Source organism: Paraburkholderia sp. GW821-FHT02A12, assembly GCF_059422005.1.
This window is the reverse complement of sequence record NZ_JBWKWA010000001.1, coordinates 598342-624544: the sequence shown is the minus strand read 5'-3', so window position 1 is coordinate 624544 and position 26203 is coordinate 598342. Positions and strand designations below refer to the sequence as shown.

29 protein-coding genes, 1 tRNA gene, 3 pseudogenes and 1 riboswitch are annotated in these 26203 nt (G+C 62.4%); of the genes and pseudogenes, 18 read left to right on the top strand and 15 right to left on the bottom strand.

All coding sequences use genetic code 11. The annotated features are described in order from the left end of the window. Positions 1 to 5: 5 nt before the first annotated feature. The 6 genes from AC07WT_RS02920 to glyA form a co-directional block, all read right to left on the bottom strand. Positions 6 to 536 (bottom strand): pilus assembly PilX family protein, encoded by a 531-nt coding sequence (locus AC07WT_RS02920; RefSeq protein WP_494945974.1) that lies wholly within the window; start codon positions 534 to 536, stop codon positions 6 to 8. Beyond that, positions 527 to 1336 carry a PilW family protein gene (locus AC07WT_RS02915; RefSeq protein WP_494945973.1) on the bottom strand — a complete coding sequence of 270 codons (810 nt, stop codon included), beginning with the start codon at positions 1334 to 1336 and terminating at the stop codon, positions 527 to 529. The genes AC07WT_RS02920 and AC07WT_RS02915 overlap by 10 nt, the downstream gene beginning before the upstream one ends. Beyond that, positions 1333 to 1779, bottom strand: a complete 447-nt coding sequence (locus tag AC07WT_RS02910) for a type IV pilus modification PilV family protein (protein WP_494945972.1) — start codon at positions 1777 to 1779, stop codon at positions 1333 to 1335. The genes AC07WT_RS02915 and AC07WT_RS02910 overlap by 4 nt, the downstream gene beginning before the upstream one ends. Beyond that, complete coding sequence (locus tag AC07WT_RS02905) at positions 1776 to 2342, bottom strand: GspH/FimT family pseudopilin (protein ID WP_494945971.1); 567 nt, start codon at positions 2340 to 2342, stop codon at positions 1776 to 1778. The genes AC07WT_RS02910 and AC07WT_RS02905 overlap by 4 nt, the downstream gene beginning before the upstream one ends. A gap of 213 nt (positions 2343 to 2555) precedes the next feature. Then, the gene (gene nrdR, locus AC07WT_RS02900) at positions 2556 to 3038 is read right to left on the bottom strand and encodes a transcriptional regulator NrdR (protein ID WP_115103844.1); all 483 of its coding nucleotides are present in this window, start codon (positions 3036 to 3038) and stop codon (positions 2556 to 2558) included. 6 nt (positions 3039 to 3044) lie between these two features. Beyond that, on the bottom strand, positions 3045 to 4292 hold the full coding sequence (glyA, locus tag AC07WT_RS02895; protein WP_492593951.1) for a serine hydroxymethyltransferase: 1248 nt from the start codon (positions 4290 to 4292) through the stop codon (positions 3045 to 3047). 166 nt (positions 4293 to 4458) lie between these two features. Next, a riboswitch (ZMP/ZTP riboswitch) is annotated at positions 4459 to 4567 on the bottom strand. A 238-nt stretch (positions 4568 to 4805) separates the two neighbouring features. On the opposite strand from glyA, the gene ydfG reads away from it, so the two are divergent. From ydfG to AC07WT_RS02830, 13 genes are all read left to right on the top strand, one after another. Then, entirely contained in the window at positions 4806 to 5552 is a 747-nt protein-coding gene (gene ydfG / locus AC07WT_RS02890; protein ID WP_494945970.1) for a bifunctional NADP-dependent 3-hydroxy acid dehydrogenase/3-hydroxypropionate dehydrogenase YdfG, read from the top strand. An 82-nt stretch (positions 5553 to 5634) separates the two neighbouring features. Further along, positions 5635 to 6114 (top strand): tol-pal system-associated acyl-CoA thioesterase, encoded by a 480-nt coding sequence (gene ybgC / locus AC07WT_RS02885; RefSeq protein WP_492593953.1) that lies wholly within the window; start codon positions 5635 to 5637, stop codon positions 6112 to 6114. A gap of 156 nt (positions 6115 to 6270) precedes the next feature. Next, the gene (gene tolQ, locus AC07WT_RS02880) at positions 6271 to 6948 is read left to right on the top strand and encodes a protein TolQ (RefSeq protein WP_012431821.1); all 678 of its coding nucleotides are present in this window, start codon (positions 6271 to 6273) and stop codon (positions 6946 to 6948) included. 10 nt (positions 6949 to 6958) lie between these two features. Beyond that, complete coding sequence (gene tolR / locus AC07WT_RS02875) at positions 6959 to 7405, top strand: protein TolR (protein ID WP_492593954.1); 447 nt, start codon at positions 6959 to 6961, stop codon at positions 7403 to 7405. Next, positions 7402 to 8412: a cell envelope integrity protein TolA gene (gene tolA, locus AC07WT_RS02870; protein WP_494945969.1), complete on the top strand. Its 1011-nt coding sequence runs from the start codon at positions 7402 to 7404 to the stop codon at positions 8410 to 8412. Before tolR ends, tolA begins: the two co-directional genes overlap by 4 nt. A gap of 148 nt (positions 8413 to 8560) precedes the next feature. Further along, complete coding sequence (gene tolB, locus AC07WT_RS02865) at positions 8561 to 9853, top strand: Tol-Pal system beta propeller repeat protein TolB (RefSeq protein WP_492593956.1); 1293 nt, start codon at positions 8561 to 8563, stop codon at positions 9851 to 9853. A 33-nt stretch (positions 9854 to 9886) separates the two neighbouring features. Beyond that, positions 9887 to 10396 (top strand): peptidoglycan-associated lipoprotein Pal, encoded by a 510-nt coding sequence (pal, locus tag AC07WT_RS02860; RefSeq protein WP_492593957.1) that lies wholly within the window; start codon positions 9887 to 9889, stop codon positions 10394 to 10396. 19 nt (positions 10397 to 10415) lie between these two features. Beyond that, entirely contained in the window at positions 10416 to 11165 is a 750-nt protein-coding gene (gene ybgF / locus AC07WT_RS02855; protein WP_494945968.1) for a tol-pal system protein YbgF, read from the top strand. Between the two features lie 188 nt (positions 11166 to 11353). After that, positions 11354 to 11429, top strand: a tRNA-Lys gene (locus AC07WT_RS02850). A 92-nt stretch (positions 11430 to 11521) separates the two neighbouring features. Next, positions 11522 to 11833: a hypothetical protein gene (locus tag AC07WT_RS02845; RefSeq protein WP_494945967.1), complete on the top strand. Its 312-nt coding sequence runs from the start codon at positions 11522 to 11524 to the stop codon at positions 11831 to 11833. A 1-nt stretch (position 11834) separates the two neighbouring features. After that, the gene (locus AC07WT_RS02840) at positions 11835 to 13211 is read left to right on the top strand and encodes a site-specific integrase (RefSeq protein ID WP_494945966.1); all 1377 of its coding nucleotides are present in this window, start codon (positions 11835 to 11837) and stop codon (positions 13209 to 13211) included. A gap of 159 nt (positions 13212 to 13370) precedes the next feature. Continuing rightward, on the top strand, positions 13371 to 13556 hold the full coding sequence (locus AC07WT_RS02835) for a hypothetical protein (protein ID WP_494945965.1): 186 nt from the start codon (positions 13371 to 13373) through the stop codon (positions 13554 to 13556). A gap of 372 nt (positions 13557 to 13928) precedes the next feature. Continuing rightward, complete coding sequence (locus AC07WT_RS02830; protein ID WP_494945964.1) at positions 13929 to 14501, top strand: helix-turn-helix domain-containing protein; 573 nt, start codon at positions 13929 to 13931, stop codon at positions 14499 to 14501. Positions 14502 to 14599: 98 nt separating this feature from the next. On the opposite strand, the gene AC07WT_RS02825 is transcribed toward AC07WT_RS02830, so the two are convergent. The 3 genes from AC07WT_RS02825 to AC07WT_RS02815 form a co-directional block, all read right to left on the bottom strand. Next, the gene (locus AC07WT_RS02825) at positions 14600 to 14863 is read right to left on the bottom strand and encodes a helix-turn-helix transcriptional regulator (RefSeq protein ID WP_494945963.1); all 264 of its coding nucleotides are present in this window, start codon (positions 14861 to 14863) and stop codon (positions 14600 to 14602) included. Positions 14864 to 15185: 322 nt separating this feature from the next. After that, a complete protein-coding gene (locus AC07WT_RS02820; protein WP_494945962.1) occupies positions 15186 to 15365 on the bottom strand; it encodes a hypothetical protein in 180 nt (59 codons plus the stop codon). A 165-nt stretch (positions 15366 to 15530) separates the two neighbouring features. Continuing rightward, on the bottom strand, positions 15531 to 16019 hold the full coding sequence (locus AC07WT_RS02815; protein ID WP_494945961.1) for a hypothetical protein: 489 nt from the start codon (positions 16017 to 16019) through the stop codon (positions 15531 to 15533). On the opposite strand from AC07WT_RS02815, the gene AC07WT_RS02810 reads away from it, so the two are divergent. Beyond that, a complete protein-coding gene (locus AC07WT_RS02810; protein WP_494945960.1) occupies positions 16018 to 16284 on the top strand; it encodes a hypothetical protein in 267 nt (88 codons plus the stop codon). The genes AC07WT_RS02815 and AC07WT_RS02810 overlap by 2 nt on opposite strands. Positions 16285 to 16879: 595 nt before the next feature. On the opposite strand, the pseudogene AC07WT_RS02805 reads toward AC07WT_RS02810, so the two are convergent. Further along, positions 16880 to 17113, bottom strand: a pseudogene (locus AC07WT_RS02805) (IS91 family transposase); the annotation flags it as partial. 57 nt (positions 17114 to 17170) lie between these two features. Here AC07WT_RS02805 and AC07WT_RS02800 point away from each other — a divergent pair. Then, positions 17171 to 18439 (top strand): IS256 family transposase, encoded by a 1269-nt coding sequence (locus AC07WT_RS02800; protein ID WP_492596521.1) that lies wholly within the window; start codon positions 17171 to 17173, stop codon positions 18437 to 18439. Between the two features lie 42 nt (positions 18440 to 18481). On the opposite strand, the pseudogene AC07WT_RS02795 reads toward AC07WT_RS02800, so the two are convergent. The 5 genes and pseudogenes from AC07WT_RS02795 to AC07WT_RS02775 form a co-directional block, all read right to left on the bottom strand. Beyond that, positions 18482 to 19426 (bottom strand): annotated as a pseudogene (locus tag AC07WT_RS02795) (IS91 family transposase); the annotation flags it as partial. Positions 19427 to 19445: 19 nt separating this feature from the next. Then, a pseudogene (locus AC07WT_RS02790) lies at positions 19446 to 19610 on the bottom strand (tyrosine-type recombinase/integrase); the annotation flags it as partial. A gap of 379 nt (positions 19611 to 19989) precedes the next feature. Then, positions 19990 to 21198 (bottom strand): IS91 family transposase, encoded by a 1209-nt coding sequence (locus AC07WT_RS02785; RefSeq protein ID WP_494945959.1) that lies wholly within the window; start codon positions 21196 to 21198, stop codon positions 19990 to 19992. An 8-nt stretch (positions 21199 to 21206) separates the two neighbouring features. After that, complete coding sequence (locus AC07WT_RS02780) at positions 21207 to 22085, bottom strand: tyrosine-type recombinase/integrase (RefSeq protein WP_494945958.1); 879 nt, start codon at positions 22083 to 22085, stop codon at positions 21207 to 21209. A gap of 292 nt (positions 22086 to 22377) precedes the next feature. Beyond that, positions 22378 to 22821 (bottom strand): tyrosine-type recombinase/integrase, encoded by a 444-nt coding sequence (locus AC07WT_RS02775; protein WP_494945957.1) that lies wholly within the window; start codon positions 22819 to 22821, stop codon positions 22378 to 22380. Between the two features lie 170 nt (positions 22822 to 22991). On the opposite strand from AC07WT_RS02775, the gene AC07WT_RS02770 reads away from it, so the two are divergent. From AC07WT_RS02770 to AC07WT_RS02760, 3 genes are read left to right on the top strand one after another with little or no spacing between them, the layout of a single operon-like run. Then, positions 22992 to 24251 carry a site-specific integrase gene (locus tag AC07WT_RS02770; protein WP_494945956.1) on the top strand — a complete coding sequence of 420 codons (1260 nt, stop codon included), beginning with the start codon at positions 22992 to 22994 and terminating at the stop codon, positions 24249 to 24251. After that, positions 24248 to 25195, top strand: coding sequence for a tyrosine-type recombinase/integrase (locus tag AC07WT_RS02765; protein ID WP_494945955.1), 948 nt, complete (start codon positions 24248 to 24250; stop codon positions 25193 to 25195). Before AC07WT_RS02770 ends, AC07WT_RS02765 begins: the two co-directional genes overlap by 4 nt. Beyond that, the gene (locus AC07WT_RS02760; protein ID WP_494945954.1) at positions 25188 to 26201 is read left to right on the top strand and encodes a site-specific integrase; all 1014 of its coding nucleotides are present in this window, start codon (positions 25188 to 25190) and stop codon (positions 26199 to 26201) included. Before AC07WT_RS02765 ends, AC07WT_RS02760 begins: the two co-directional genes overlap by 8 nt. The last annotated feature ends 2 nt before the right edge of the window (positions 26202 to 26203 follow it).

Genomic DNA, 26203 nt, shown 5'->3' with positions numbered 1-26203 from the left:
TCCCTTCAGAATGGCCGCGCGACAACGCGCCGCCAATGCCGCTCGATCCGCGCGCCGTCAATCACGAGTTCCATCTGCAGCCACACCTGAGACTCTCTCGCCCGGCCGAAACCACGCGTGGTCAGTAAATACGCGCGGGCGTTGGCACGCGTGCCGAGCCGCCACGCTTCGATCAGACACTGCGGCGCGCGCAGCGAGCCGGGCCAGTGTGAGACGGGCGTGACGGCGCCCGTCTCGAAGGCGGCTTCGAGCTTCCATTGCGTAGGCTCACCGATTGCGACCGGCGCAGCGGCCGCCGCCTCAACGGCTGCTGCTGCGACGACGCTGCGGGCGCACAAAGTCAGCGCCGAATCCGCGGCGTGAAATGCCTGCAAATAGTCGCGTAGGTTGGTCGTGCCGCGCGCCGCCGCAAGCGATGTCTCGAACCAGGCAGCGGAGGTGGCCAACAGCATCGCGGAAATCAGCAGGACAATCGGCAAAACAGCGCCGCCGCTGCGGAGTCGGGAGATGTGATCGGTGCGGCTCGTCACAGCCAATCCTCCGCCTGATTGCGGATCGCGACTCGTCGCCAGAACGCCTGCCGCGGCCTCGTATCGGCGCCGACGATGCTCGCGCCGTCGCAATCGACGTAGCGCACACGCCGCCCTTGCGGCGCGCCTCGTACGAGTACACAGAGATCGACGGCGACGACCTTCGTCCATTGATCGGCGCTCAGCGCCGAGGCGTCAATCGCGCTCAGCCTGCCGGCCAGCCAGTACCGGAGCCGCACGCGCTCGACGCCTTCTACCAGCGGCTGCGCGGATCCGGCCTTGCCGTTGCCTTCGCAGTACAACTCCGGTTCGCCCGTCGAGCCGCTGATTCTGGCGAAATAGCGATTGACGATCGACACGCCCTGGCCACCAAGCGCCGCGCTATTGCTGGTCACGGCCTGCCCCAGGCAATCGGTGGATTGACCGGCCGCCGACGGCCACGTCGACACGTTGTCGCCGACATAGCGGACCGCGACGCCGTCGGAACGATTCGCCAGCGCCTCGCAGGCGAGACTGTCGTCCGCGCCGATCGGACGGCCACCCGAACACCCGAACAACGGTGGCGGACTGTTGAACCTCGCGACGTCCGCGGGCACGAAACCGGCCATCTGAAGCTGCTGGCCGATCAGCGTGAGCGCGGTCAGGCCGGCTTCGCGGATCCGCAGCGCATCGCCCGCGCGCACGAATGCGGTCCGCTGCGTGGTATAGAGCGACACCGCGCCCGCCGTCACCACCAGTCCCAGCGCGATTGCGATCACAAGCTCGACCAGCGTATGGCCGCGCGCAACAAGCAAACGTTGCGTCATTTCGCAACCGCCATTGCAACGCATGAGGAGCCTGCGGGAATGTCCACGCCGCCACAGGACTCAGGCTTGTCGATTACGTCGCCGGAGCGCGGCATGTCGCGCAGCGCCGCCCACATCACGCGCGCGGAGGACACGCCCCCGCTTTCACCCACAGAGGCTGCGCCGTGTGGCAACAGGGACGCCGCGCGCGCACTCCATTGCCTGAGCGCGGATTCGCCCGCAGACGGCACGCACATCGCCTCGGCGACGGAATCGGCTATCCATGCGGCGTGCTCGCGCATTGCCACCGCGCGCGCTTCACGTGCAGTCCACAATTGACCGGCGATCAATCCGAGCGCCGTCACCGCCATCAGTGCTACGGCGAGCATGACTTCGATCAGCGAACTGCCGCCACGCTTTAATGCGTAGCGGCGCAGCTTCACCTTGAATGAATGCCGGTTCATGATGTCGCTCCGCATGCGCCCTCGACGATCCGCGCGCGGCCACCCGCCGCAATACGAATGCAACGCCGCCACTTGTCGCCCTGAGTCGCTTTCGATGGATCGCGCGGCGCGATGTCGAAGCTGCGAAATGTGCCGATCAACTGCCCGGCGGGCGGCGTGAACGTGAGATTCGTCTGCGCCCCGGTGATGCTGACCGCCGCAAGCTGCGGGTGCGCGCGCAGCAGTAAAAGCGCGCCGCCGCGCTCAGCCAGTACGGCCCAGCCGCATGACCAGTCGGTCACGCCATCGGCGCACGCTTGCCCCGCGGCAAGACAACGCCGCGCAGCGTCGATCCGGCACACGGTAACGCGCGCACCGCGCCGCAATGCTTCACTGCGCGCATAGGCAAGCGTCGAAGCGAGCGCTTTCGCGCGCGCGTCGACCTGATCCCGCAGGTGCCACGCTACAAAGGACGGTGTCGCCATCACCGCGATCACCGCCAGCAGCGTGACGACAACCAGCGTCTCGATAAGCGTAAAGCCGCGACGCGGCCGTAAACAGACTGCATCCCATTTCATCTGCATCCCTGATCGTTTCAAAGAATGCAGTCAATCTAACGAGTTGGAAACGCGCCAACAATCGGCCGAATGGCCAGGTGGCACTCAGACACGCTCCCGCGCAACAATGCACGCGTGACGAACCATAACGGGGGGGTGGAGATGCTAATACGCGAAGAAGCGCGACAAAGAGCGCGACAAAAACCAGAAACTCGAACGCGAGTCCGGGCGCGATATCAATCAGCGCTTGCGGGGAGGCTTGGGCGGGGAGGAAGCGCGGCGAAATTCTTCGATTACATCTTCGAATTCGGAAACGTCTTCAAAGCGCCGGTATACGGAGGCAAAACGCACATAGGCAATCGTGTCGAGCGCGCGCAACTCGTTCATCACGAGTTCACCGAGGCGCTCGCTGCGCACCTCGCGCTCGCCGCTGCCGAGCAATTGATACTCGATGCGGGCGACTGCCGCGTCGATCTCGTCCGCCGCCACCGGGCGCTTGCGCAGCGCCAGTTGCATGCTCGCGACAATCTTGCGGCGGTCGAATTCCGTGCGGCTGCCATCCTTCTTGACGACCGACGGCAACGCCAGCTCGACCCGCTCATACGTCGTAAAACGTTTGTCGCAGGCCGGACAGCGGCGGCGCCGGCGAATCGTCGCGCCGTCTTCAGATACGCGGGAATCCACAACCTGCGTATCGGCATGCCGGCAGAAGGGGCAGTGCATGACGGCTTAGCGGTAGACCGGGAAGCGCTGGGTCAACTCGGCGACCTGCCCGCGCACGCGTTCGATCGTGGCTGCGTCTTCCGGGTTGTCCAGCACGTCGGCGATCAGGTTACCCACCTGCTCCGCTTCCTTGACGCCAAAACCGCGCGTGGTCATGGCCGGCGAGCCGAGACGCACGCCGCTCGTCACGAACGGCTTTTCCGGATCGTTCGGGATCGCGTTCTTGTTCACCGTGATGTGCGCCGCGCCGAGCGCCGCTTCCGCAGCCTTGCCGGTGATCTTCTTCGCGCGCAGGTCGACCAGCATCACGTGGCTTTCGGTACGGCCCGAGACGATGCGCAGACCGCGTTTGACCAGCGTTTCGGCCAGCACGCGTGCATTTTCGACGACTTGCTGCTGATACGCCTTGAATTCCGGCGACAGCGCTTCCTTGAATGCGACGGCCTTACCGGCGATCACGTGCATCAGCGGGCCACCCTGGATACCCGGAAAGATGGCCGAGTTGATCTGCTTTTCGAACTCGGCCTTCATCAGGATCACGCCGCCGCGCGGGCCACGCAGGCTCTTGTGCGTGGTGGTGGTGACGAAATCGGCATGCGGCACCGGGTTCGGATAGGCGCCCGCGGCGATCAGGCCGGCGTAGTGCGCCATGTCGACCATGAAGTACGCGCCGACCGACTTGGCGATCTTCGCAAAGCGCTCGAAATCGATACGCAGCGCGAACGCAGACGCGCCGGCCACGATCAGCTTCGGCTTGTGCTCCTGTGCGAGCTTTTCAGCCGCGTCGTAATCGATGTCTTCGGCTTCGTTCAGGCCGTAGCTCACCACGTTGAACCACTTGCCCGACATGTTGACCGGCGAACCGTGCGTCAGGTGACCGCCGTGCGCGAGGCTCATGCCCATGATCGTGTCGCCCGGCTTGAGCATGGCGAAGAACACGCCTTGATTCGCCTGCGAGCCGGAGTTCGGCTGGACGTTCGCGGCTTCCGCGCCAAACAGTTGCTTGACGCGGTCGATCGCCAGTTGCTCGGCGACGTCGACGAACTCGCAGCCGCCGTAATAGCGCTTGCCCGGATAACCTTCGGCGTATTTGTTGGTGAGTTGCGAGCCTTGCGCGGCCATCACAGCCGGGCTCGTGTAGTTTTCCGACGCGATCAGTTCGATGTGCTCTTCCTGACGGCGGTTTTCCTGCTGGATGACGTTCCAGAGTTCAGGATCGACGTTGGCGATGGTGCTTTGGGCTCTGTCAAACATACGGATTCCGTTGAGTGTGTTCAGGTTGACCGGATCGTGCGCCGAATCTTGCGTAGAGGGTACGCGGCGCTGCTGGCGGCTGGGCCAGCCCTGACGTGGCGGATGGAGAGACGCCGCACACGCGAGGCAGGACAGCCACCGTCAGCGCAGATCAATGCGCGCGGATTACGGCTGCCCAGGCGAACGGCAAAACGGCACCCTGCGCTTCACGGTGGGTTGCTCCACCTTGAACCCGATTGGTTGTATCGGTTCTATCGCCAGTCACGCAGGGATGAGCGCGTTAGTTTATTGGAAGCGGATCGAATAGGCAACCGGCTTCCTGCCGCCCCGGCGGGCACTCGCGGGACGTATCCCGGCGCCGGCGCCCGGGCTTCGCAAACATCTGACAAAAGTTCGCTGGCAAGCCGGGCCGAGCCCCTGTCACAGCCACTTGTGCGGCTCGTTCATCCTTGCCGCAGCGCCGCATTGGAAGTAGGCTTGGGACCTTTCTCTCTTACCGACCAGGGAACTGCAATGATCGTGTTCGTCACCGGAGCGTCCGCGGGATTCGGCGCCGCTATCGCTCGCGCTTTTGTCAACGGCGGCCATCGGGTCGTCGCCACCGCGCGCCGTAAGGATCGCCTGCAGGCGCTCGCCGACGAACTCGGCGACGCACTTCTGCCGTTCGAACTCGACGTGCGCGACCGCGCCGCCGTCGAAGCCATGCCGGCTGCGCTGCCGGCCGGATTCGCCGCGATCGACGTGCTCGTCAACAACGCCGGCCTCGCACTCGGCGTCGAGCCGGCGCACAAGGCGAGCCTGGACGAGTGGAACACCATGATCGACACCAACTGCACGGGCCTCGTGCAGGTCACGCACGCGCTCTTGCCCGGCATGGTGGAGCGCAACCGCGGGCACATCTTCAACCTCGGCTCTGTAGCCGGCCGCTGGCCGTACGCGGGCGGCAACGTGTACGGCGCGACCAAGGCGTTCGTCCGCCAGTTCAGCCTGAACCTGCGCGCCGATCTGGCTGGCACCGCGCTGCGCGTGACCGACATCGAGCCGGGCCTGTGCGGCGGCACCGAGTTCTCGAACGTGCGTTTTCGCGGCGACGACGCGAAAGCTGCCAATGTCTACCAGAACGTGCAGCCGCTGACGGCCGAAGATATCGCCGACTCGATCTACTGGATCGCCACGCGCCCGGCCCACGTCAACATCAACACGATCGAGCTGATGCCGGTGGCCCAGTCGTTCGCCGGCCTGGCGATTCACCGCGGCTGAATTTTCGGCTGAAATTGCTGCAGAAGCCCGCCAGGCGGGGCGCACATCTTGAAACAGACCTCGGGGTGCGCGTTCCGGTAAAATGCGCCGCATGAATATGTCGACCAGCCAGCCAGGCACGGAAATCGGCTTCACGTGGCCAATCCGCGTGTATTACGAAGATACCGACGCCGGCGGCATCGTGTTTTACGCCAACTACCTGAAGTTTTTCGAGCGGGCGCGCACCGAATGGCTGCGCGCTTGCGGCGTCGACCAGAACCGGCTCGCGGACGAAACCGGCGCGCTCTTCATCGTGCGCAGCACTGCCGTCGACTACCGGGCGCCGGCCCGGCTCGACGACATCGTCAAGGTAGTGAGCCGGATCGAGCGTCTTGGCCGGGCGTCGGTCGACTTCGCGCAGGAGGCGTGGCGTGACGGCACGCTGCTTGCGGCCGGTTCCATCCGGGTCGGCTGCGTCGAGCGCACCGCGCTGCGGCCGGCCGCGATTCCTCCATCCGTGCTCGCCGCCTTGCGGCGCGGGCCGGGCGTGAACGACGGCGGCATGTCAACGAACAACGTCTGAACCCCGTTGTTACGGGGCCAGTGAACTCGTATCGATCAAGCAACACAAAGCATGGTTCGGCTTGCCATGTCGCCGACGCTTCCGTTTTGCTCACGGCAAGCTTCGAGCGGCCTTGCAGGCCGGACGCCCCCTTCCGGGACGTTAAAACGAACCTTTATGAACACTACACAAGATCTGTCGATCGTTTCTCTCGTACTCAATGCGAGCCTGCTGGCGCAGGCAGTCATGGCGCTGTTGCTGCTGTTGTCGCTGCTGTCGTGGACATTCATCTTCCGCAAGTGGTTTGCGATCCGCCGGGCGCGCGCGCAAACTGAACGCTTCGAACGCGATTTCTGGTCGGGGGGCGACCTGCAGGCCCTTTACCAGAGCGCCGCGAACAACCGTCATACGATCGGCGCGCTGGAACGGATTTTCGAGTCCGGCATGCGCGAATTCCTGAAGGGCAAGGAAAAGCGCCTGAACGATTCGGGCGCGATTCTCGACGGCGCACGCCGGGCGATGCGCGCCGCGTTCCAGCGTGAAATGGACGTGCTCGAAGCAAATCTGGCGTTTCTCGCGTCGGTCGGTTCGGTCAGCCCTTATATCGGTCTGTTCGGCACGGTGTGGGGGATCATGAATGCGTTCCGCGGCCTCGCCAACGTGCAGCAGGCCACCCTTGCGAACGTCGCGCCGGGCATTGCCGAAGCGCTGACCGCTACCGCAATCGGCCTGTTCGCCGCGATTCCGGCCGTGGTCGCCTACAACCGCTACGCACACGACATCGACCGTCTGGCGATCCGCTTCGAGACCTTTATCGAAGAGTTCTCGAACATTCTGCAGCGCCAGGCACAGTAAGGAGTCCACGATGGCAGGCTCTCGCCCCTCCAGCATGCGCGGCGGCCGCTCGCGCCGCGCGATGGCCGACATCAACGTCGTGCCGTACATCGACGTGATGCTCGTGCTGCTCGTGATCTTCATGGTGACCGCGCCGCTCGTTGCCCCGTCGATCGTCAATCTGCCGACCGTCGGCGGCGCCGCGCCGCAGCAGCAAACCCCGCCCGTGATCGTGAACATTCGCGCGGACGGCAATATGAGCGTCAAATACAAGGACGACGCGGGCGCACAGCAGCAGGAAGACATGACGAAGGCTGATCTGAACGGCTTCATCACCGATCGCGCGCAGACGCATCCTGATCAGCCCGTCGTGATCGCCGCCGACAAGACCGTGAGGTACGAAGTCGTGATGAACGTGATGTCCCAGTTGAAAGCCCGGGGCGTCAAGCGCGTTGGATTGCTCGTCAAATCGCAATGATCCGCAAGAAATCCGAATATCCGCTCCAGCCACCGCGTGAACGCGGCACCGGGCGAGCTTTTGTGTTCGCGCTGGTGATGCATGTGCTGCTCGGATTTTTCCTGTACCACGGCATTCAATGGCAGAACAGCACGCCCGAAGGCGCGGAAGCCGAACTGTGGACCGAAGTGCCGGACACGGCGATTCCGCGTGTGCCCTCGCCGCCGCCCGTTCCGGTGGCTCCGGCCCCGCCGCTGCCCGACGAACAGGCCGACATCGCGCTGCAGCAGAAGAAACGCCAGCAACAGGAAGCCGCGCGTCAGGCGCAACTCGCGGAGCGGCAGCGTCAAGAGAAGCTGCAGGCCCAGCAGGAAGCCGAGGCCAAGCGTCAGCAGCAGCTTGCTGAACAGGCGGCGCAACTCGCCGCGCAGAAAGCCGCGGCAGCCAAACAGAAGCAGCAACAGCAGCAGGCCGACAAGCTGAAACAACAGCAATTGGCCGAGCAGCAAAAGCAGCAGCAACTGAAAGAACAGCAGCAGCAAGAGCGGCAGAAGCAGGCTGAAGCTGAGGCTCAGAAGAAGGCCGATGCGCAGAAAGCGGCGAAAGCCAAGGCGCAGGCCGATGCCGCCGCGCAAGCGAAGAAGCTCGACGCGGAACGTACTGCGCGCCTTACACAGATGCAAGGCATGGCCGGCGGCGCAGGTTCGACCGGCAACGGGCTCGGCAAGACCGGCATGGGCAGCGGCTCGGGCGGCAATGCAGCATCGCCGGGTTACGCGGACAAGGTGCGTCGCGTGGTGCGTCCGAACATCTCGTGGGGCGGCGAAACGGAGGGTCTCGAGACCGTGATCTCCGTGCGCTGCTCGCCGACGGGCACCTTGCTGAGCGCGACGATCTCGCACAGCAGCGGCAATCCGGCCTGGGACGACGCCGCGCTGCGGGCCGTCCAGCGCTCCGATCCAATGCCGCAGGACATCGACGGCAAGACGCCCGCCAGCTTCAAGATTACGTTGCGGCCGGCCGGTTGATGCGAAAGCGGAGCGCCACGTGAAGGTGAGTTGACAGCAGACGCAGCGCCCCGCCCAGCGTGGCGCGCCCGGGAACGAATTGGATGTTTTCCGGTCTGTCTGCAGTCGTGAAGTGTTAGTAAAACCGTTTTTGGGGAATCCATACAGCATGAGTTTGATGACCAAGCTAGGCCTGCGGACACTTGTAGCGTCGTGCCTGATCGCCACGGGCGGTGCCGCCCACGCACAACTCAACGTCCTCGTGACGGGCGTTGGGTCCACCCAGTTTCCGATCGCAACGGCGAATTTCGCCAATGAAGCGAACTCGCCGCAGCAGGTCAGCACAATCGTGCGTCAGGATCTGCAGCGCAGCGGCAAATTCACCAATATCGACGCGGGCAGCACGCCGGTTTCCGAAACCGATTCCGTCGACCTGGGCAGCTGGAAGGCCAAGGGCGCCAACGCCTTCGTGTCCGGCAGCGTGAACCGCCTGCCGAACGGCCAGTACGAAGTGCGCTTCAAGCTGTACGACACCGTCAAGCAGGAAAGCCTCGGCGGCCTCGTGCTGGTGAGCCCGGAAAGCGGGCTGCGCATGAGCGCGCACAAGGTCGCGGATTATATCTACGCGAAGCTGATGGGTGGCCGCGGCGCGTTCGCCACGCGCCTGTCGTACGTCATCAAGACCGGTGGCCGTTATCAGTTGCAGATTTCCGATTCCGACGGCCAGGACGCGCACATCGCGCTGTCGAGCCCCGAGCCGATCATCTCGCCGGCGTGGTCGCCCGACGGCACCAAGGTCGCGTACGTTTCGTTCGAGAAGAAGAAGCCGGTCGTCTATATCCACGATCTGCCCACGGGCCGTCGTGTGGTCGTATCGGACCAGAAGGGCAATAACAGTGCGCCGGCATGGTCGCCGGACGGACGCACGCTGGCCGTCGCGCTTTCGCGCACCGGCAACACGCAGATTTTCGCCGTCAATGCGGACGGCAGCGGCCTGCGGCGCCTGACGCAAGGCAGCTCGATCGACACCGAACCGTCCTTCTCTCCTGACGGCCAGTCGATCTACTTCACGAGCGACCGCGGCGGCGCACCGCAAATCTACAAGATGTCGGCCCAGGGCGAGAATGCCGGCGGCGCGCAACGCGTGACCTTCACGGGCAGCTACAACACCAGCCCGCGCGTGAGCCCGGACGGCAAGCAGCTTGCCTATATTTCGCGCGTCGGCGGCGGGTTCAAGCTGTATATCCAGGACCTGCAGGGCAACACGGCCACCGGCCTGACCGACACCATACATGACGAATCGCCGAGCTTCGCGGCGAACGGTCAGTACATTCTTTACGCCACACAGGTGAACGGCCGTGGCGTGTTGGCCGCTGTTTCGACCGATGGTCGCACTCGGCAGGTCCTGTCCGTTCAGGGCGGCAGCGTACGTGAGCCGTCCTGGGGCCCGTTTATGCAATAACGTTTATGCAACAACACACAAGGAGAGCAACAAATGATGTCTAAACTTCGTTTCGCATTTGCCGTATTGATGGTCGGTGCGCTGGCTGCATGCCATTCGGGCGTCAAGCTCGACGAAAACGCCAATAAGGGCGGCGCAATCGGTACGCAACCGAACCCGACCGACGTCGCACAGGTCAACGTCGATCCGCTGAACGATCCGAACAGCCCGCTCGCCAAGCGCAGCATCTACTTCGACTTCGACAGCTACTCGGTCAAGGACGATTACCAATCGCTGCTGCAACAACACTCGCAATACCTGAAGAGCCATCCGCAACGCCACGTCCTGATTCAGGGCAACACCGACGAACGCGGCACCAGCGAATACAACCTGGCACTCGGCCAGAAGCGTGCTGAAGCTGTGCGCCGTTCGCTGTCGCTGATGGGCGTGACGGACTCGGAAATGGAAGCCGTGAGCCTCGGCAAGGAAAAGCCGCAAGCAACCGGTCATGACGAATCGTCGTGGGCACAAAACCGCCGCGCCGACCTCGTGTACCAACAGTAAGTAACGAGTGGTGAGCCGAATGACGCATCGTTTCTCCTGGCTGCGGTTTGCCGCAGCGGCCTGCGTCGCGGGCACGGCCCTCGCGGCTGTGCCCGCGCATGCGGGCATCTTCGACGACGATCAGGCCCGTCAGGCCATTCTCGATCTGCGTTCGAAGACCGATAGCCTGTCGAGCCAGTTGTCGGCGGCGCAGCGCACGATCCTCGATCAGTCCAACCGTCTCGACCAGCTGAATCAGCAGGTCGCGACGCTGCGCGGGCAGAACGAAGACATGGCCAACCAGTTCGCCACGCTGCAGAAGCAGCAGAAGGACTACTACACCGATCTGGATACGCGCCTCAAGAAATTCGAGCCGCAGCAACAGACGGTGGAGGGCGTCCAGGGCGAGGTTCAGCCGGGTGAAACGGAGTCGTTCAACGCGGCCTCGCAGCAGTTTCGCAGCGGCGACTTCAAGAATGCGGCAGCGTCGTTTCGCAGCTTCATCTCCAAGTTCCCGAACAGCCCCTACCAGCCGACCGCGCAGTACTGGCTCGGCAACGCGCTGTACGCACTGCGCGACTACAAGGGCTCGACGGCAACGTGGCAAGGCGTCGTGAAGAATTACCCGCAGCATCCGCGTGCGCCGGAAGCGCTGCTCGCGATTGCGAACAATCAGCTCGAGCAAGGCCAGAAGGCTGCGGCCAAGAAGACGCTGGAGCAGATCGTCGCGCAATACGGCGGTTCGGACGTCGCGCAAACGGCACAAAGCAAGCTGTCGCAGATCAAGTAGTTGTTTGACGTTTAGCGGTTCGCGGTAAACGCGCAGTGTCCGTCGTCAAAAGCCACGCGCGCCTCTCGCCGGAAAGCCCGAGGTAGTAATACCTCAGGCTTTCCGCTATCCGGAGTGCCCGCGTGCTGAAATGGCCGCGGCGGGTTGACAGCCCCCAAGGGCTATCGCTATAATTTCGCTTCTCTTTTGGGTCGTTAGCTCAGCTGGTAGAGCAGCGGACTTTTAATCCGTTGGTCACAGGTTCGAATCCCGTACGGCCTACCAAAGATTCCTGTAGTAAAACAAAGGGCCTGCGCAAGCAGGCCCTTTGTTTTTTGTACTTCAGGTGCCCGTGGGAGGCAGATCGGGAGGCAGCAATGACTGCGGTCCACTTCGGTCGGCCGCAGCACGCTACCGTTGACTGCGCCCCACTGCTGCCGGATGCGGACCGTTTTTTCAGCGATCCGCGCTCCGGTCCGTTGGGTATCCGGCCAACCGACACCCGGGCCATTGGCCGCCACGACGTCACGAGGTACGTGCTGTTCGGTGTGGTGACCGGTCGCGAAGCCGCGAATAAAACCCAGGGCTACACGTTGCTCCACTCACTACCGGAGCAGCCCATGAGCCGTACCTGTCCGTATCCCGTTTGCCGTCCTGCCGTCGTCACCGTTCCTCACAAGGAGGCGTGACATGGCCAGCATCTATCGTCACCGCAACGCGTGGCAGGCCAGCGTCACCGTCGCTGGCGCCAACCACAAGAAAAATTTCCGCACCCGCAAGGAGGCCGAGACCTGGGCCGCGCAACTGCACGGCGAACTCCAGAACGCTCACGCACCACTGCTCGGAGGTCCCGCGAAGGCAACCGTGGGCCGCACGCTCTATGAATACGCGCACCTCTACACCATCCACAAACGCGGCGCGAAACAGGAAATCAACCTCATCAACCGCTACCTCCTGGCAGGCGGCCTGCCGACCCTGCAGTTGCAGGCCACCGAACAGGGCGGTGTCGACCTGACCGATGCGCCGCCTGCGACGGAACTGCCTTTCAGTTTCGCCGGCCTTCGGGCAAAGCGCGCCGCCTCGCGTGAAAGCAACAACGCCTTTCGGGCCGGGCTCGCCCTTCTGCCAGTCGCGCAGGTGAGCGCACAGACGATGCTCAGGTTCATGTCCGCGATGCGCAAGGACGGGCTCACTGACAGCACCATCCAGAAGGAACTGGCGCTGCTCAAGCACGCGTTCAACTGTGCGCAGAAACACTGGAACTGGGCGGGATTCGAAAACCCGATGGCAAGCGTCGCGGTTCCAAAGGGCGGCCCGGGCCGCTCCGCTGTCCTCGACGAAGACGCCGAGCAGGCGCTGTTCGGAGCGCTGGGCCGGTGCGACAACCCGTTTATCCTCCCCATCGTCCAGTTCGCGATTGAAACCACCAGCCGGCGAGGCAGTCTGCTGAAACTGCGCTGGCGCGATGTCGACCTCACCGGGCGCACCGCGACACTGCGGCTCACGAAGGCCGGCGAAAACCAGATTGTCCCGCTCACACAGCGCGCAGTCGAAATCCTGTCCCGCCTGCCGCGCGAAGAAAACGACGGACGCGTCTTCCCGATGACCGCCGACGCGCTCGACTCCGCCTGGGATCGCGCAACATCCGAGGCGGGACTGCCGGACCTGCGCTTTCATGACCTGCGACACGTTGGCACCACACGTCATGCGCGGCGGCTGCGCAATCCTCAGATGCTCAAACGCATCACCGGTCACAAGACAGACGCGATGCTCGCACGCTACACGCACCTGTTCGTGGATGACGTCCTTGATGCACTCGATGCCACCGAGCCCTCATTGACGCCGCCCCTGCCACCCGACCTGCGTGGGCAGTCGGCCAGCAAGGCGCGCGCAGCAACACAGGCGCGGCGGCTCAATGCGCGCCCCCATGCGGAAGAGAACGCATCCGTGCCCGGGACAGCCGAACCCACACCGGACGCACAACCCACCCCTCCTTCTGCCAATTCGCCCGGGACAAACGGAAGTATCGTCGCGGTCGATTTCCGAAACCGTCGGCGCGCCGCCTGACCGGACGCACGCGTGACATTTCAGCACGGCCCCGACAAGCGGGACCGTGCTTCTGTGCATGGCGAACGGTCCGCGTAATCACTGCGAGCCCACCACGCAGCTGGAACATCCGACGCGGAGGCAATAGTGACCTCAACAAACTGGACTCATGGAGTAGATGTGAAACCATCGCGGGGCAAACCACCTGACATTGCTGCGCGGGACAACCAGGCGCACGCACGGATGGAGCAGCTGGAGGCGCTGCCGCAGATTCTGGAGATGGGGCAGCAAGACATCCGCGCCGGCAACTTTCGTGACCTTGACGAATTTCTGGACGGACTGGATGGCGAGGGCTCTGACCTCTGAGCGGTGGCCAGTTTCAGCGCTGAAACTTTTCGTGGTGACCGGTGAAGTTCCGGCGGCGACGCCGGATTACGCGCACCTTCGCAAGCCGGCCGCCTGGACCGGTCGACGGCCGCTCCGGTTGCAACAGAAGCTCTTGCGGTCAGCGACTTACAGGGGCTTTGTCATACCCGCACTTTCTCTCGCAGTATTGCTGTCGACCGCTTTCGATTTTGACGCTTTTGTCGATTCTGGCTACAATGACTTTTCAGCCGAGGAGTATTGATGACTACGCGTGCCGATAGCCATTCGAGGAAGAGTCGGTCAGACGCCGGGGGTCGCGTCCCAACAAAACCTCAAGGTTCCGCCGTAATCGACGGATGGTTACGTGAGGATGTGCACGACGTGATCAGTGGACTGACTAAATCTCTTTTTCTGAAACTGAGGTCTCACCTCAAAAAGCAGAGCGCTTCAATAAAGGACTGGGCCGAGTGGGAGAGATTGCTGGCAGCAACGGTCCCAATGGCTCTGGAGGACGCCTTCGTGAAGGAATTCCTGGGTTCGGGTGGCTTGACGCGTCGGCGCAGGGCGTTGCTTGCCCATCTGCTCAGTACCGCCGAGCTAAGGAGCCTTGAGGAGCCGGTCGTTGCAATAGCGCCCCAACGCGATCGGGCACGGAAGATTGCCGAAGCCACACCCGAGGCTGGTGAAGTCACGAGTGAAGAAGCTGCGAAACTTCTTCATGTCTCCCGTACGCATCTGAACACACTCGTCGATGAAGGCAAGCTGGGTGGGATCCGTCACACCCAGGGAGGTCATCGACGGATAGAGCGGGCCGCTGTGCTGGCGTACAAGGAAGTGACCAAAGCCAAACAGAAAAAGGGGCTTGCCAGTACGACGCAGGCTTCTGAGCGCATGGGCCTCTACGACAAGGAGCTTGAAGGATTGCCTGTCCGCCGGAAGAGTTGACAATGGCAAAGTAAAAGCCAGAACGTTTCAAGCGACATTATTTCCTTTGACAGATCCCGACGGAACGGTCGAGCGGGCGAACATGAGTTTTCAACAGACTAAGTGCCCGGCCTGGTACCTCGGCTCACTTTCCGCCCTGCGGGGCCAGGGGCTTCGACCGGCCGGCGACCGAGCGAAGGGTTAAACGCGAGCTGCGTTGCAAACAGCGCCTCGTACCAGGTCTGCACTGCCTCGACCGCCCAGTAGCAGCGCTTGCCCACCCGTACCGGCGGTGGAAACCGTCCTTCGCGAACCCACCCGTCCAGCGTGCGCTCAGAGATGGCGAGCTGCTCGCAGACCGCCGGTTTATCCAGTGTTTGCATGATGCTTTCCAGTGCTGATGTGATGGGAAGTAGAGCGACCGGTTTTATCCGCGCAGGCCGCTGTAAGCGGTAGCGGCAATCCGGACAGGATTCGCACGCTACCCTGATCGCCGTCCCCTGACCGATGAACCAGCGTCTTGAGCAGACGGAAGCCGGAGCAGAAGCCCCGTGCATGCGGGACACCGGCCGGATGCGAAAACCGGTCCCCGCCAACCGGCGTTACGACCGGCGCCGGAACGATGCACGCGAAATACTCCCGTATATTCCCGGCCCGAACGCTGCCGCGTGCAGCCGGAAACGTTGACCGGACGCGGCGCGAACGCTAGTCCAGCACCTGGGGTCCGATGTCGTTCGTCATCAGCAACGCCGCGGTGCATTCGAACACTTTCGGCGTCGCGAAGATGAACGAGTTCTGATAGACCAGTTTCGGGAAAGAGTCCCTGAACGATTCGTCCAGTTCCCGGTCGCCAGCACGCGAAGCTGGCACACGCAAGGAACTCAACCGTCATATCCCGCCCACGATAGTGGCGCATGCGGGAAAATGTTGAACCGAGGTGCTCTCCGTCAACGAGGCGCATCACCAGTGGCCGGGTCTCGTCTTCGGCCTCGTGGTGAACCAGAATCTGGAATCCGCCCTGTCCGTCCCAGGCTTCAAGTACTTTCCAGGTTACAACATCGCTGGCGTCCAGGAACCAGTGAAACGCCAGCGCTTCATCAATGACAGGCTAAACTGGCTGACAAGCGCCTGCGGTTCCTTTTGAACGCGAAGAGGGCTGACGGGCAGGCCCATGTCACCGGGGACTTCGAGACGCTGATGAAGCAGTTCATCGGCTACCTTGACAAGGCGAACGTCACGATAGTGGACTTGAGCGGCGTTCCTTTCGAGGTTCTCAGCATCACCGTCAGTCTGATCTCTCGCCTCATCTTCGACTTCTGCTTCCACTATTCCAAGCTGCGGCATGCCCAGGGCAAGCTCAACGACATCCCGGTTATGCTCGTTTGCGAGGAAGCACACAACTACGTTCCACGGGACGACCGCGCAGCCTATCGAGCGGATCGCAAAAGAGGGGCGAAAATATGGCCTGAGCCTGATGGTCGTGAGCCAGCGGCCCTCGGAAGTATCGGAGACGATATTCGCCCAGTGCAACAACTTCATGTCCCTGCGCCTGACGAACGACGCGGATCAGACCTACGTGCGGCGCCTCTTTCCCGACAACGCTAACGCGATCACGGACATTCTTCCGAATCTTGCTCCGGGCGAGTGCGTGGTGGTCGGTGACGCGGTGCTGCTGCCGGCCGTGATCAAGATGCCGCTGCCGGTCCCTGAACCACATTCGCAAAGCGTAGCGGTTCATAAGGAGTGGAAGGAACAATGGCGCGATATTGTCTTCGCGCAGGTCATCGAGCGCTGGCGAAAGTAAGGAGAGTAATCGCCTTTGGCGGTAGCCAAACTTTCAGCATGACAATCGACAGCTCATTTCGATAGCTGCTGACAGCACCGCCTAGGCTATTGCCCGCTCTTGGCCCAGTGGCCTCATTCGGGCCATTTGCGACTGGCCCGTTCATCCTTCGTCGGGTTGGTGAACTACAGCGGACGCTGAAATCACAATCGGCCAACGTCCGCCAAGGCCGATCACAAGCGGTCACGTGAGGCAGTGGCCGTTTAGGGTTGGTCGATGCCTGCCATCGCCCGCAGGAATGTGAGTGCGCCGCCGTGCGTCGCTGGCAGGCGTCGAACGAGCCTCGATGGAGGAAACCGCGGAGTGCTCCGATACGGTCGGAGTCCTGGATGCTATGGCGATTGATAGGCCGGGATGGCCAGCAATGTTGATGGATGCGTGGTGCGGTGGGATGCTGGATGCGCGCTGACGCAGTGATGAAGCGGTGCAGTGGCGCAATTGTGGCGGTGAAGCGGACGTGCGAGGGACTGCGCGAGGCGACAGGCGCAGACGTCCGCTCGTGGGCCGCGTTGCCGCAAAGCCGACGGTCGGGTTGGAGGTGCAGGAAGCGTTGCGCTCATGTCGCATCTCGTCGCATGGGTGGTGCGCGAATGGGCGCCGTGCGTTCCAGGATCTCAATGACGATCATTGGCGCACCGCAGTGCCGGCAGACGAAGGCGGGGCGGGCTGCGACGACCGCGTCTTGCGGCGGCATGTTGAACTCGGGCACGACGTCCAGCAACTCACGCACCTTGGCGAGGCTGGCGCGACGCACGGGGTTGGCGAGCAGGCCGTAGTGACGGATGCGATGAGCCTGTCAGAATTTTAGTGTGCCGAGGTCATGAGACGATAACGGAAACAACGTCCTATGACCGAAGCAACTGTGACTAAAAAGATCAAGAACCCGAAGGCGCCGAAGCTGTTCCCCGATGAACTGATCGATCAACTGCTGGCGCAGATTCAGAACAAGGATGCGGAGTCGGTTCTCGGCGAATCGGGCCTGGCCGGGCAACTGAAGAAACAACTGGCTGAGCGCATGCTGGCGGCGGAGCTAACGCATCACCTGGAGAACGAGGCGGAGCAAGGCAAGGCCGGCAACCACCGCAACGGCACGAGCCGCAAGACGGTCATCACGCCCAACGGCGAACTGAATCTGGACATTCCGCGTGACCGGCAGGCGACATTCGAGCCGCAACTGGTGGGCAAATATCAGCGCCGGCTGCCGGGCTTCGACGATCACGTCATCAGCATGTACGCGCGCGGCATGAGCGTGCGCGAGATCCAGGGCCATTTGCTGGAACTGTATGGCCTGCAGGTGTCGCCCGATCTGATTTCGACTGTCACCGATGAGGTGCTGGCCGAGGTCGAACAGTGGCAGCAACGCCCGCTTGAGGCAATGTATCCGATCGTGTATTTCGACGCACTTCGGCTGAAGATCCGCGACGAAGGCACGGTCAGGAACAAGGCGGTGTATCTGGCGCTGGGCATTCGCGCCGACGGCCGCAAGGAAGTGCTGGGTTTGTGGATCGAGCAAACCGAGGGAGCCAAGTTCTGGCTGAAGGTCTTCAACGAACTGAAGAACCGTGGCTTGCACGACATCCTGATCGCCGTCGTCGATGGCTTGCGCGGTTTCCCCGAGGCGATCGAAGCGGTGTATCCAGCCGCGCAGATCCAGACGTGCATCGTGCACCTGATCCGCAATTCGCTGAATCTGGCGAGCTGGAAGGACCGTAAGCCGCTGGCAACCGCGCTCAAGCCGATCTATCAGGCTGCCACGGCCGAAGCGGCGGCAGTCGCCCTGCAAGCCTTCTCTCAAGGCGAGTGGGGGCGCAAATTCCCCACCGTGGCCGCGATGTGGCAGCGCCAATGGGAGCAAGTCATCCCGTTCTTCGCCTATCCGCCGGAAGTACGCAAGATCATATACACGACCAATGCGATCGAGAGCATGCATATGCAGCTGCGAAAGATCGTCAAGAACCGCGGTCACTTCCCCAGCGACGAAGCCGCCAGCAAACTGCTGTACCTGGCCTTGCGCAACATCGAAAAGGATTGGAAGATGCCACCTATTACCTGGCGGCAAGCAGTCAATCAGTTCGCCATTCTGTTCGGCGAGCGCTTCACCGCCGCCATCAGCTGAGATTTTTAACCGACCTCAGCACACAAAATTCCTGACACCTCCGATGCGATGGAAGCCGCTGGGCAGCACATGCAGCAGGAAGCGGCGCATGAACTCGCCGGCCTCGAGCGTCATGGTCTTGTAGCGGGTGCGTCCCGTTGCACGGTAGTCCTTCCAGCGGAAGGTGACGCCGCGTTCATCGAATGCGACCAGGCGCTGGTTGGAGATCGCAACGCGATGCGTATAGCGTGAGAGGTACTCGAGTACCGCTTGCGGTCCTGCAAAGGGACGCTTGGCGTAGACCACCCACTCGCAGGTGCGCAGCGGCGCAAGCCACCGCGCAAAGGCAGCCGCATTGGCAAGTCCCGTGTACTCGCCGAAGAACTGCAGCTGGCCGTGTCGGTGTGCGTCTGCGAGTGCTTCGAGGAAGCGCCGGCGGAACAGGCGCGAGAGCACACGCACCGGCAGGAAGAAGCCGGGGCGGCAGGCGATCCACCGCTTGCCATCGGGCGACAGGCCACCGCCGGGAACGATACCGTGCACGTGCGGATGATGCGTGAGCGCTGAGCCCCAGGTGTGCAGCACCAGCGTGGCGCCGATCTGTGCGCCCAGGTGTCGCGGATCTGCGGCGATGGTACGCAGGGTTTCGGCGGCGATGTCGAACAGGAGCCCGTAGATGACCGCCTTGTTGTACCAGGCGATCGCACTGATTGGCGCGGGCAACGTGAAGACCACGTGGTAATACTCCACGGGCAGCAGGTCGGCCTGGCGCGCCTCGAGCCAGCGGCGTGCGGCACTGGCCTGGCACTTCATGCAGTGCCGGTTGCGGCAGGAGTTGTACGCGACTTCAATGTGGTCGCAGCCGGAACAGCGCAGCACATGCCCGCCCAGCGCCGCGGTGCGGCACTGTTCGATGGCCGACATGACCTTCAGCTGCCCCAGGCTCAGGTGTGCCGTGGCTCGCCACGCTGGCCCGCGACTGCGGAAGATATCCGCAACCTCCAGCATGAGGCGCTGCAGCGCGAGCTTACCCGGCGGGCAGGCGGTCCAGCGGACTGGTGACCTCGTGCAGCAGGTCTGTCGCCACCTGGACGTAGAGCGCGGTGTTCTCCAGCTTCGCGTGCCCGAGCAGCACCTGGATCACACGGATATCCACCTTCTGTTCAAGCAGGTGGGTCGCAAAACTGTGGCGCCTATGTCGCTGGGTAGATAGGGCAGAGATTTTTTTGGTTGGCGATCGCGGCTACTGACCCGTGAACATGCCGGTCGGGGCCAGTCCGCGATCGGTAATCAAAAAAATGTTTGTGCTAAACCGCTCCGCAGGCGCTGGCGTTTATGGGCGTTGAATGATCGTCGCGGTGATTTGTGATGCCCGGCGCACGGTTGGCGCACGCTGGAACCCGGCGGTTGTCGGAGCCCATTGTGCGAACGCAGCGGGAATGCGGACGTCAATGGGCAGGGAATGCAGAGTTTCGCGGCATTGTGATGGTGCGACGACGCTGAGGCACGAGTGGGTTCGCGTTGGCGGCATGGGGGAAGACCAACGTGCGCGTGGGTGGTGCTGATGCCGGTCAGTGCACATGGCTCGGGTCAGGTGGAGCCCGCGGCAGGATGCCAGGCACACCGCCTTCGATACGGACCATCTGGCCCTTGCCGCACACGGGGCAGTCGCGCAGTGATCTGCCGGTGAGCCGCTGGTAACGGTCACGGTAGTCTTCCCCGATGGTGGGTGACGCAGCGGCAGGCGGCTCGACGCCGAGCAGCCGCCGGCAGGTGGCGAGGCGGGCTGTCCGATGGCGGTTGGCGAGCCACCCGTAGCTGCGGATGCGCTTGAAGCCGGCGGGCAGCACGTGCAGCAGGAAGCGGCGGATGAACTCGTCGGCCGTGAGCGTCATGGTCCGGTGGCGGGCTTCGTGACGGTAGTCCTTCCACTGGAACAGGACCGAATCGCCATCAAAGCGCAGCAACCGGTTATTCGAGATGGCGACGCGATGCGTGTAGCGGCCCAGGTAATCGAGCACCTGTGCGGCGCCGCCAAACGGTGGTTTCGCGTAAACGACCCACTCCGCGTGAGCAGTGGGCGCGAGCCAGGCGGCGAACGCTCGCGGATCACGCAACGGCTCGAGCAGGCCATGGAAGCGCAGCGCGCCGGCGTCGAACGCGCGGCGCAGCTGGTCGAGAAAGAGCCGCCGGAAGAGCCGCGAGAGCACCCGAACGGGCAGGAAGAAGCCTGGCCGGCAGGCGATCCAGCGTTCGCCGGCCGGGGCGATGCCGCCGCCCGGTACCACGCAATGCACGTGCGGATGGTGTAGCAGATTCTGCCCCCACGTGTGCAGGACCGTGATGAAGCCGAGTTCCGCGCCCAGGTGTTTCGGATCGGCGGCGATCATGCGCAGCGTCTCGGCGCTGGTGCGAAACAGCAGATCGTAGAGGGTCTTCTTGTTCTGGTACGCGAGTGCGGCGATGGGCTCGGGGAGTGTGAAGACGACGTGGAAGTACTCGACCGCGGGAAGCAGCTCGGCGCGCCGGCGTTCGAGCCATTGCGCGCGGGCAAGCGACTGGCACTTCGGACAGCAGCGATGGCGACACGAGTCGTAGGCAATGCGCTGATGGCCGCAGGCATCGCACTGCTCGGCATGACCGCCGAGCGCGGCGGTGCGGCACAGCTCGATGGCGCTCATCGCGCGGCGCTGGGCACGACTGAGGGCGTCGGCATGGGTCTGCCGGTAGTGAGGGCCGCAGCGGCGGAAGATGTCCGCCACCTCGAGCGCCGGTCGCATCGCCGGCTTCAGAAGTACTCGGGCGCAGGCGGCTGGGGTGGAACGGGTGCGGGATGCGGCAGCAGGTCGAAGGGACTGGTGGTGGCGCACACGGTGCTCGTCGCCAGCTTGAGGTACCGTGCCGTGGTCGCCATGCTGCGATGTCCCATGAGCAGCTGGATCCTGCGTACATCGGCACCGGTTTCCAGCAGATGAGTGGCGAACGCGTGCCTCAAAGAATGTGGTGTAACGGGTTTCGTGATGCCGCTGCGCTCACGTGCAAGCTGGCATGCGTCGCCCACGGCATGGCGGCTGATGGGCCGCCCCGGAATGCTCCCTGGAAAGAGCCATTCCCTCGGGTGGGCGTCCTGCCAGTACAGTCGCAGGACCTCGAGCAGACGCGGCGAGAGCATTACGTAGCGATCCTTACGGCCTTTACCCTGGCGGACACGGATCATCATCCGCTGGCTGTCGATATCGGTGACCTTCAGATGCACGACTTCGGAGACACGCAGGCCGGCCGCATAGGCCGTCATCAGGATGGCGCGCTGCTTCAGGCTGGGAATCGACTCGAAGAAACGCGTGACTTCCTCGAAGCTCAGGATGACGGGCAGCTTCACGGGCCGTTTGGGCAGCGGAAAGTCCTCGTCGCACCAGTCCCGCCTGAGCGTGATGCGGTACAGGAAGCGCAGCGCGCCTACGGCCAGTTGGACACTGGCTGGCGCGGGCTTGCGTTCGTTGGTCAGGTGGATAATCCAGGCACGGATCTCCTCGGGACCGAGCACCTCGGGTGAGCGCCGGAAGTGTCGGGCGAAACCGGAAACCTGCAGGAGATAGGTCTTCTGCGTGTTGACAGCAAGGTTGCGGATCTGCATGTCGTGCAGCATGCGTTGGCGCAGTGGCGTCATGGCGAGCCTCCTGGAAGCAGTGGGTGGAATGCCCAACCGGGCGTTCACATACTGCTCCCGGCGACACCGCTCACCACCTCGCTGGGATCCAGCGCCAGACAACCCTCTTCATGAAACGTCAGCCATAGACCTGTGCCCACCTCCCACTACCGCGTCAGCGGTTTAGTACAGGCGGCACTATGTGCCGTTCCGGATTATGTCGGGTAACGAGACCGGGCTTTTACGATCACCCCCTACTCGTGCGTCGTCGCGCAAGGCAGCCCTCTGCATCACGCGACATAGTTTGTCTATCCTACAGACTGTTCAGGAAGCCGAGGAGCTGGTCTGGCGGCCGGTAGCGAACCGACTTGCCCCGTGGCGGAGATGTCTTCGCAAGGGCTTGCTCCTTCATCGCAAGGGTTGCTTCGAGATAGATCTGCGTGGTTTCCACCGATTCATGCCCGAGCCACAACGCGATCACTGAACGATCAACGCCGGCCTGCAGAAGTTCCATGGCCATCGTGTGCCTCAAGCGGTGGACGGTGATCCGTTTCTGCTTCAACGAAGGGCAAACTCGGGACGCAGCCTCGCGATGCTTGTTTAGCAGGTACTGCACACCGTGGACGCTCAGACGTTCGCCCCTAGCACTCGGAAACAGCACTTCACCACTCCCGCGTTGAGGTTCTCGTAGCCAGTCCTTCAGCACTGCGAGCGTGGATCTGGCGATGGGAGTGCAGCGTTCCTTGTTCTCATGCAAATATTTCCATGACCGTAACTATGACGATCTCGGGAATATGCGCAGTTCCGCGCCACGCAGACTCGTTTGTCCTTCTGCGATGGGTTTTCCACGGCTGCCGCCAGTAGTGGACTGCGCATAATAAAAGTGCTTTCCTCAGGAGGTAGTTCGGTTTTTTGAGGAGGGACATCATGGACAACGATGTCGTATTACTGCAGCGGACCCGGGCATGGTTGATGGACGGCGTGCTCGAACCCAGCTATCAAGCGTATTTGACGTATTTGATTGGGCGAGGATATTCGTCGTGGAGCGTCCGTAAGTATTCGTGCTGCGTCGCGCACTTTGCGTATTGGCTGCGCAAGCGACGCGCCAAACTCAGTCAGATTGACGAAGCGTTGATACGCTACTTTCTGGATGAACACTTACCTCAGTGCGACTGCCCATTGCGCACACCACGATCCAGGAACCATGTTAGGCAGGCCTTGAAGCATCTGCTTGTCGTGCTGCGCCAGAGGGCGGACATATCCCGGCGGCCTGATTTCACGCCCCGTGGGATACAGGGGGAGATCAGGGAATTTGACGCACACCTTGACCAGGTCTGCGGGCTGGCCGCATCGACGAGGAGGTCGCGCACGCGCATCGTACGGACATTTCTGTCGGAACGGTTCGGTGCATCGAGAATCAATATGGCGCAGGTCAAACCGGAACATGTTCATCGATTTGTCGTGAGTCACCTCGAAGGATGCAAGCCGAGCACCGGCAAAGTCCTTGGGATTGCACTACGGAGCTACTTGCGTTTCCGGGGTATGCACGGAGATCGCGTCCTGAGCCTTATTGCCGGGATTCCGCAAATCGCCCAGTGGCGGTTCGAATCGTTACCAGACACGCTATCTGAGGCGGAGCTGGAACGGTTTCTCAAAGCATTCGATCGCAAATCCGCGATCGGCCGCCGAGACTACGCGATGGCCCGGTGTATGGTCGACTTGGGACTACGCGCCGGCGAAGTGGCTTCGCTACAGCTGGACGATCTGAACTGGCACGACCGGACGTTGCGGTTACAAGCAGGCAAGGCGCGGCGAACAGATGTGCTTCCATTACCGCCCCGGACGGGCCGCGCAATTGCTCAATACCTGACTGACGGCCGCCCGGTCTCCGATAGCCGGGCGGTATTTCTGCGGCATCGCGCTCCACTCATTGAACCGGTCGGTTCGAGCGTCGTTCGCAATACTGTCCGTGCCGCTCACGCGCGATGCGGCAATGATCCACATCGGCGGGGAACCCATGTTCTGCGACACAGCGTAGGAGGCCGATTGGTCCAGGCAGGCGTTCCCATGAAGGAGATCGCAGATATCCTTCGACACCGCTGCCTGGATACTACCGCGATTTACACCACGATCAATATCAGCAGCCTCGCCCGCGTCGCGCTGCCCTGGCCGGGGAGAGCATCATGAAGCGTACAGTCAGGATGGTATCGCTCGCTGAGGACTACCTTGCATCAAGACGTCGTCTCGGTTTCGACCTGCGGTGCTCGGGACGCCGGCTCCTTGACTTTGCCCGCTTCTCCGACCGGGCCGCTCATCAAGGCCCGTTGACCGTAAATCTGGCAGTGTCCTGGGCGCGGTCCGGACCACTTCAAACGCCCATTACCTGGGGCCGCCGGATCGAGATCGTTCGCCCGTTCGCCAGGTATCTCCAACAATTTGACCCCGCCACCGAGGTCCCTGCAGGTGACCTGTTCGGCCGGTGCCATCGCCGTCTGACACCGCACATCTATACCGATGAGGAGATCCGGACACTACTCGCCGCCGTTTTGACCTTGCCCTCGAAGGAGAAACTGCGGCCCGTGACCTACTCAACCCTGTTCGGGCTGATCGCGGCCACCGGACTGCGGATTTCCGAGGCGCTTAATCTGAGACGCGCAGACGTCGACCTCGATCATGGCCTGTTGATGATTCGGGAAACGAAGTATCGTAAGTCCCGCGTCATTCCACTTCATCTAACCGTCGTGCGAGCACTCGCACGCTACGTAAAGCTGCGGGATCGAGATTGGCCCATCACGCTAAGCGATCACTTCTTCATCGTGCACGGAAGCAGCATGAAGATCAGTACGGTTGAGGATGTCTTCGGGTCCTTGCGTTCACAGTTGGGATGGGTCGCCCGTGGTGATCATCCTGCTCCACGCATCCACGATCTGAGGCACTCGTTTATCTGCCGACGGGTGTTGCTCTGGTACCAGCAAGGAGTGGACGTCGACAACGCGATGGTCATGCTGTCGACTTACGTAGGGCATGCCAAGGTGACCGACACCTATTGGTATCTGACGGGCATCCCGGAACTGATGGCAATTGCGGCTCAGCGCTTTGAGCACTTTACAGAAGGAGTCTGTCATGTCTAGGCACAGGCATTGTTCGTCGTCAAACTTCGCGGCGCTGCTACAGGAATTCTTCGTTGAGCGCCTGATGCAACAACGGGCAGTCAGCCCGCAGACGATAGCCAGCTATCGGGATACGTTTCGACTATTCCTTCAGTTTGCTCAGGCGCGTCTCCGTAAGGCGCCTGTCGACCTGGCGTTAGCGGACATCAACGTGAATCTGGTGCTCGCCTTCCTTCGTCATCTGGAGGACGATCGGCATAATTGCGCGCGCACCCGGAATGCGCGACTTGTTGCCATCCGTTCATTTCTGACGTACGCGGCACTCAAGGATATTTCTGCGCTGGCTGTTATCCAAAGCACTTTAGCTATCCCAATGAAGCGCTTCGACAGGCCGCCCATCGGCCACCTGTCGCGTGACGAGATCGAGGCACTACTCGCCGCACCTGACCCCAACACCTGGTGCGGGCAGCGGGACCGGGTACTGTTTGCAACGCTATACAATACTGGCGCACGCGTTTCCGAACTGATCGGTCTGCGGGTGGGTGACGTCGTTCTGGATAAGGCGCCCTGTGCACATATCCACGGCAAAGGCCGGAAACAGCGCACCGTACCTTTGTGGCGCTCGACAGCGAGCCAAATCAGAAGCTGGTTGCGCCGGATCGGGTCATCGCCTGACCAGATGCTGTTCCCCAATCGCTCGGGGAATCCGATGACGCGCTCCAACGTTACGGATCGGCTCAAGCTCGCAGCGCAGACAGCCACAAGGCAATGTCCTCAACTATCAAGCCATCCCATTTCACCGCATGTCATCCGGCACTCGACTGGGACTCATCTGCTGCAATCGGGCGTTGATCTGAGTGTCATTGCACTGTGGCTTGGACACGAAAGCCCAGCTACGACTCACATGTACGTCGAGGCCGACCTCGCGATGAAGGAGCGTGCGCTCAACAAGTTGCAGCCACCTCGCAGCGGAATCCCGCGGTATCGACCGCCCGATCGTCTGATGCAGTTCCTTGAAAACCTGTAATT

What these genes read in the sequence shown, in the direction of transcription:
- AC07WT_RS02915 (WP_494945973.1), bottom strand. Translation starts at nt 1,336, where the DNA reads ATGACGCAACGTTTGCTTGTTGCGCGCGGCCATACGCTGGTCGAGCTT.
- AC07WT_RS02910 (WP_494945972.1), bottom strand. Translation starts at nt 1,779, where the DNA reads ATGAACCGGCATTCATTCAAGGTGAAGCTGCGCCGCTACGCATTAAAG.
- AC07WT_RS02905 (WP_494945971.1), bottom strand. Translation starts at nt 2,342, where the DNA reads ATGCAGATGAAATGGGATGCAGTCTGTTTACGGCCGCGTCGCGGCTTT.
- nrdR (WP_115103844.1), bottom strand. Translation starts at nt 3,038, where the DNA reads ATGCACTGCCCCTTCTGCCGGCATGCCGATACGCAGGTTGTGGATTCC.
- glyA (WP_492593951.1), bottom strand. Translation starts at nt 4,292, where the DNA reads ATGTTTGACAGAGCCCAAAGCACCATCGCCAACGTCGATCCTGAACTC.
- ydfG (WP_494945970.1), top strand. Translation starts at nt 4,806, where the DNA reads ATGATCGTGTTCGTCACCGGAGCGTCCGCGGGATTCGGCGCCGCTATC.
- ybgC (WP_492593953.1), top strand. Translation starts at nt 5,635, where the DNA reads ATGCGCCGCATGAATATGTCGACCAGCCAGCCAGGCACGGAAATCGGC.
- tolQ (WP_012431821.1), top strand. Translation starts at nt 6,271, where the DNA reads ATGAACACTACACAAGATCTGTCGATCGTTTCTCTCGTACTCAATGCG.
- tolR (WP_492593954.1), top strand. Translation starts at nt 6,959, where the DNA reads ATGGCAGGCTCTCGCCCCTCCAGCATGCGCGGCGGCCGCTCGCGCCGC.
- tolA (WP_494945969.1), top strand. Translation starts at nt 7,402, where the DNA reads ATGATCCGCAAGAAATCCGAATATCCGCTCCAGCCACCGCGTGAACGC.
- tolB (WP_492593956.1), top strand. Translation starts at nt 8,561, where the DNA reads ATGAGTTTGATGACCAAGCTAGGCCTGCGGACACTTGTAGCGTCGTGC.
- pal (WP_492593957.1), top strand. Translation starts at nt 9,887, where the DNA reads ATGATGTCTAAACTTCGTTTCGCATTTGCCGTATTGATGGTCGGTGCG.
- ybgF (WP_494945968.1), top strand. Translation starts at nt 10,416, where the DNA reads ATGACGCATCGTTTCTCCTGGCTGCGGTTTGCCGCAGCGGCCTGCGTC.
- AC07WT_RS02845 (WP_494945967.1), top strand. Translation starts at nt 11,522, where the DNA reads ATGACTGCGGTCCACTTCGGTCGGCCGCAGCACGCTACCGTTGACTGC.
- AC07WT_RS02840 (WP_494945966.1), top strand. Translation starts at nt 11,835, where the DNA reads ATGGCCAGCATCTATCGTCACCGCAACGCGTGGCAGGCCAGCGTCACC.
- AC07WT_RS02825 (WP_494945963.1), bottom strand. Translation starts at nt 14,863, where the DNA reads ATGCAAACACTGGATAAACCGGCGGTCTGCGAGCAGCTCGCCATCTCT.
- AC07WT_RS02810 (WP_494945960.1), top strand. Translation starts at nt 16,018, where the DNA reads ATGTCCCTGCGCCTGACGAACGACGCGGATCAGACCTACGTGCGGCGC.
- AC07WT_RS02815 (WP_494945961.1), bottom strand. Translation starts at nt 16,019, where the DNA reads ATGAAGTTGTTGCACTGGGCGAATATCGTCTCCGATACTTCCGAGGGC.
- AC07WT_RS02800 (WP_492596521.1), top strand. Translation starts at nt 17,171, where the DNA reads ATGACCGAAGCAACTGTGACTAAAAAGATCAAGAACCCGAAGGCGCCG.
- AC07WT_RS02785 (WP_494945959.1), bottom strand. Translation starts at nt 21,198, where the DNA reads ATGCGACCGGCGCTCGAGGTGGCGGACATCTTCCGCCGCTGCGGCCCT.
- AC07WT_RS02780 (WP_494945958.1), bottom strand. Translation starts at nt 22,085, where the DNA reads ATGACGCCACTGCGCCAACGCATGCTGCACGACATGCAGATCCGCAAC.
- AC07WT_RS02770 (WP_494945956.1), top strand. Translation starts at nt 22,992, where the DNA reads ATGGACAACGATGTCGTATTACTGCAGCGGACCCGGGCATGGTTGATG.
- AC07WT_RS02765 (WP_494945955.1), top strand. Translation starts at nt 24,248, where the DNA reads ATGAAGCGTACAGTCAGGATGGTATCGCTCGCTGAGGACTACCTTGCA.
- AC07WT_RS02760 (WP_494945954.1), top strand. Translation starts at nt 25,188, where the DNA reads ATGTCTAGGCACAGGCATTGTTCGTCGTCAAACTTCGCGGCGCTGCTA.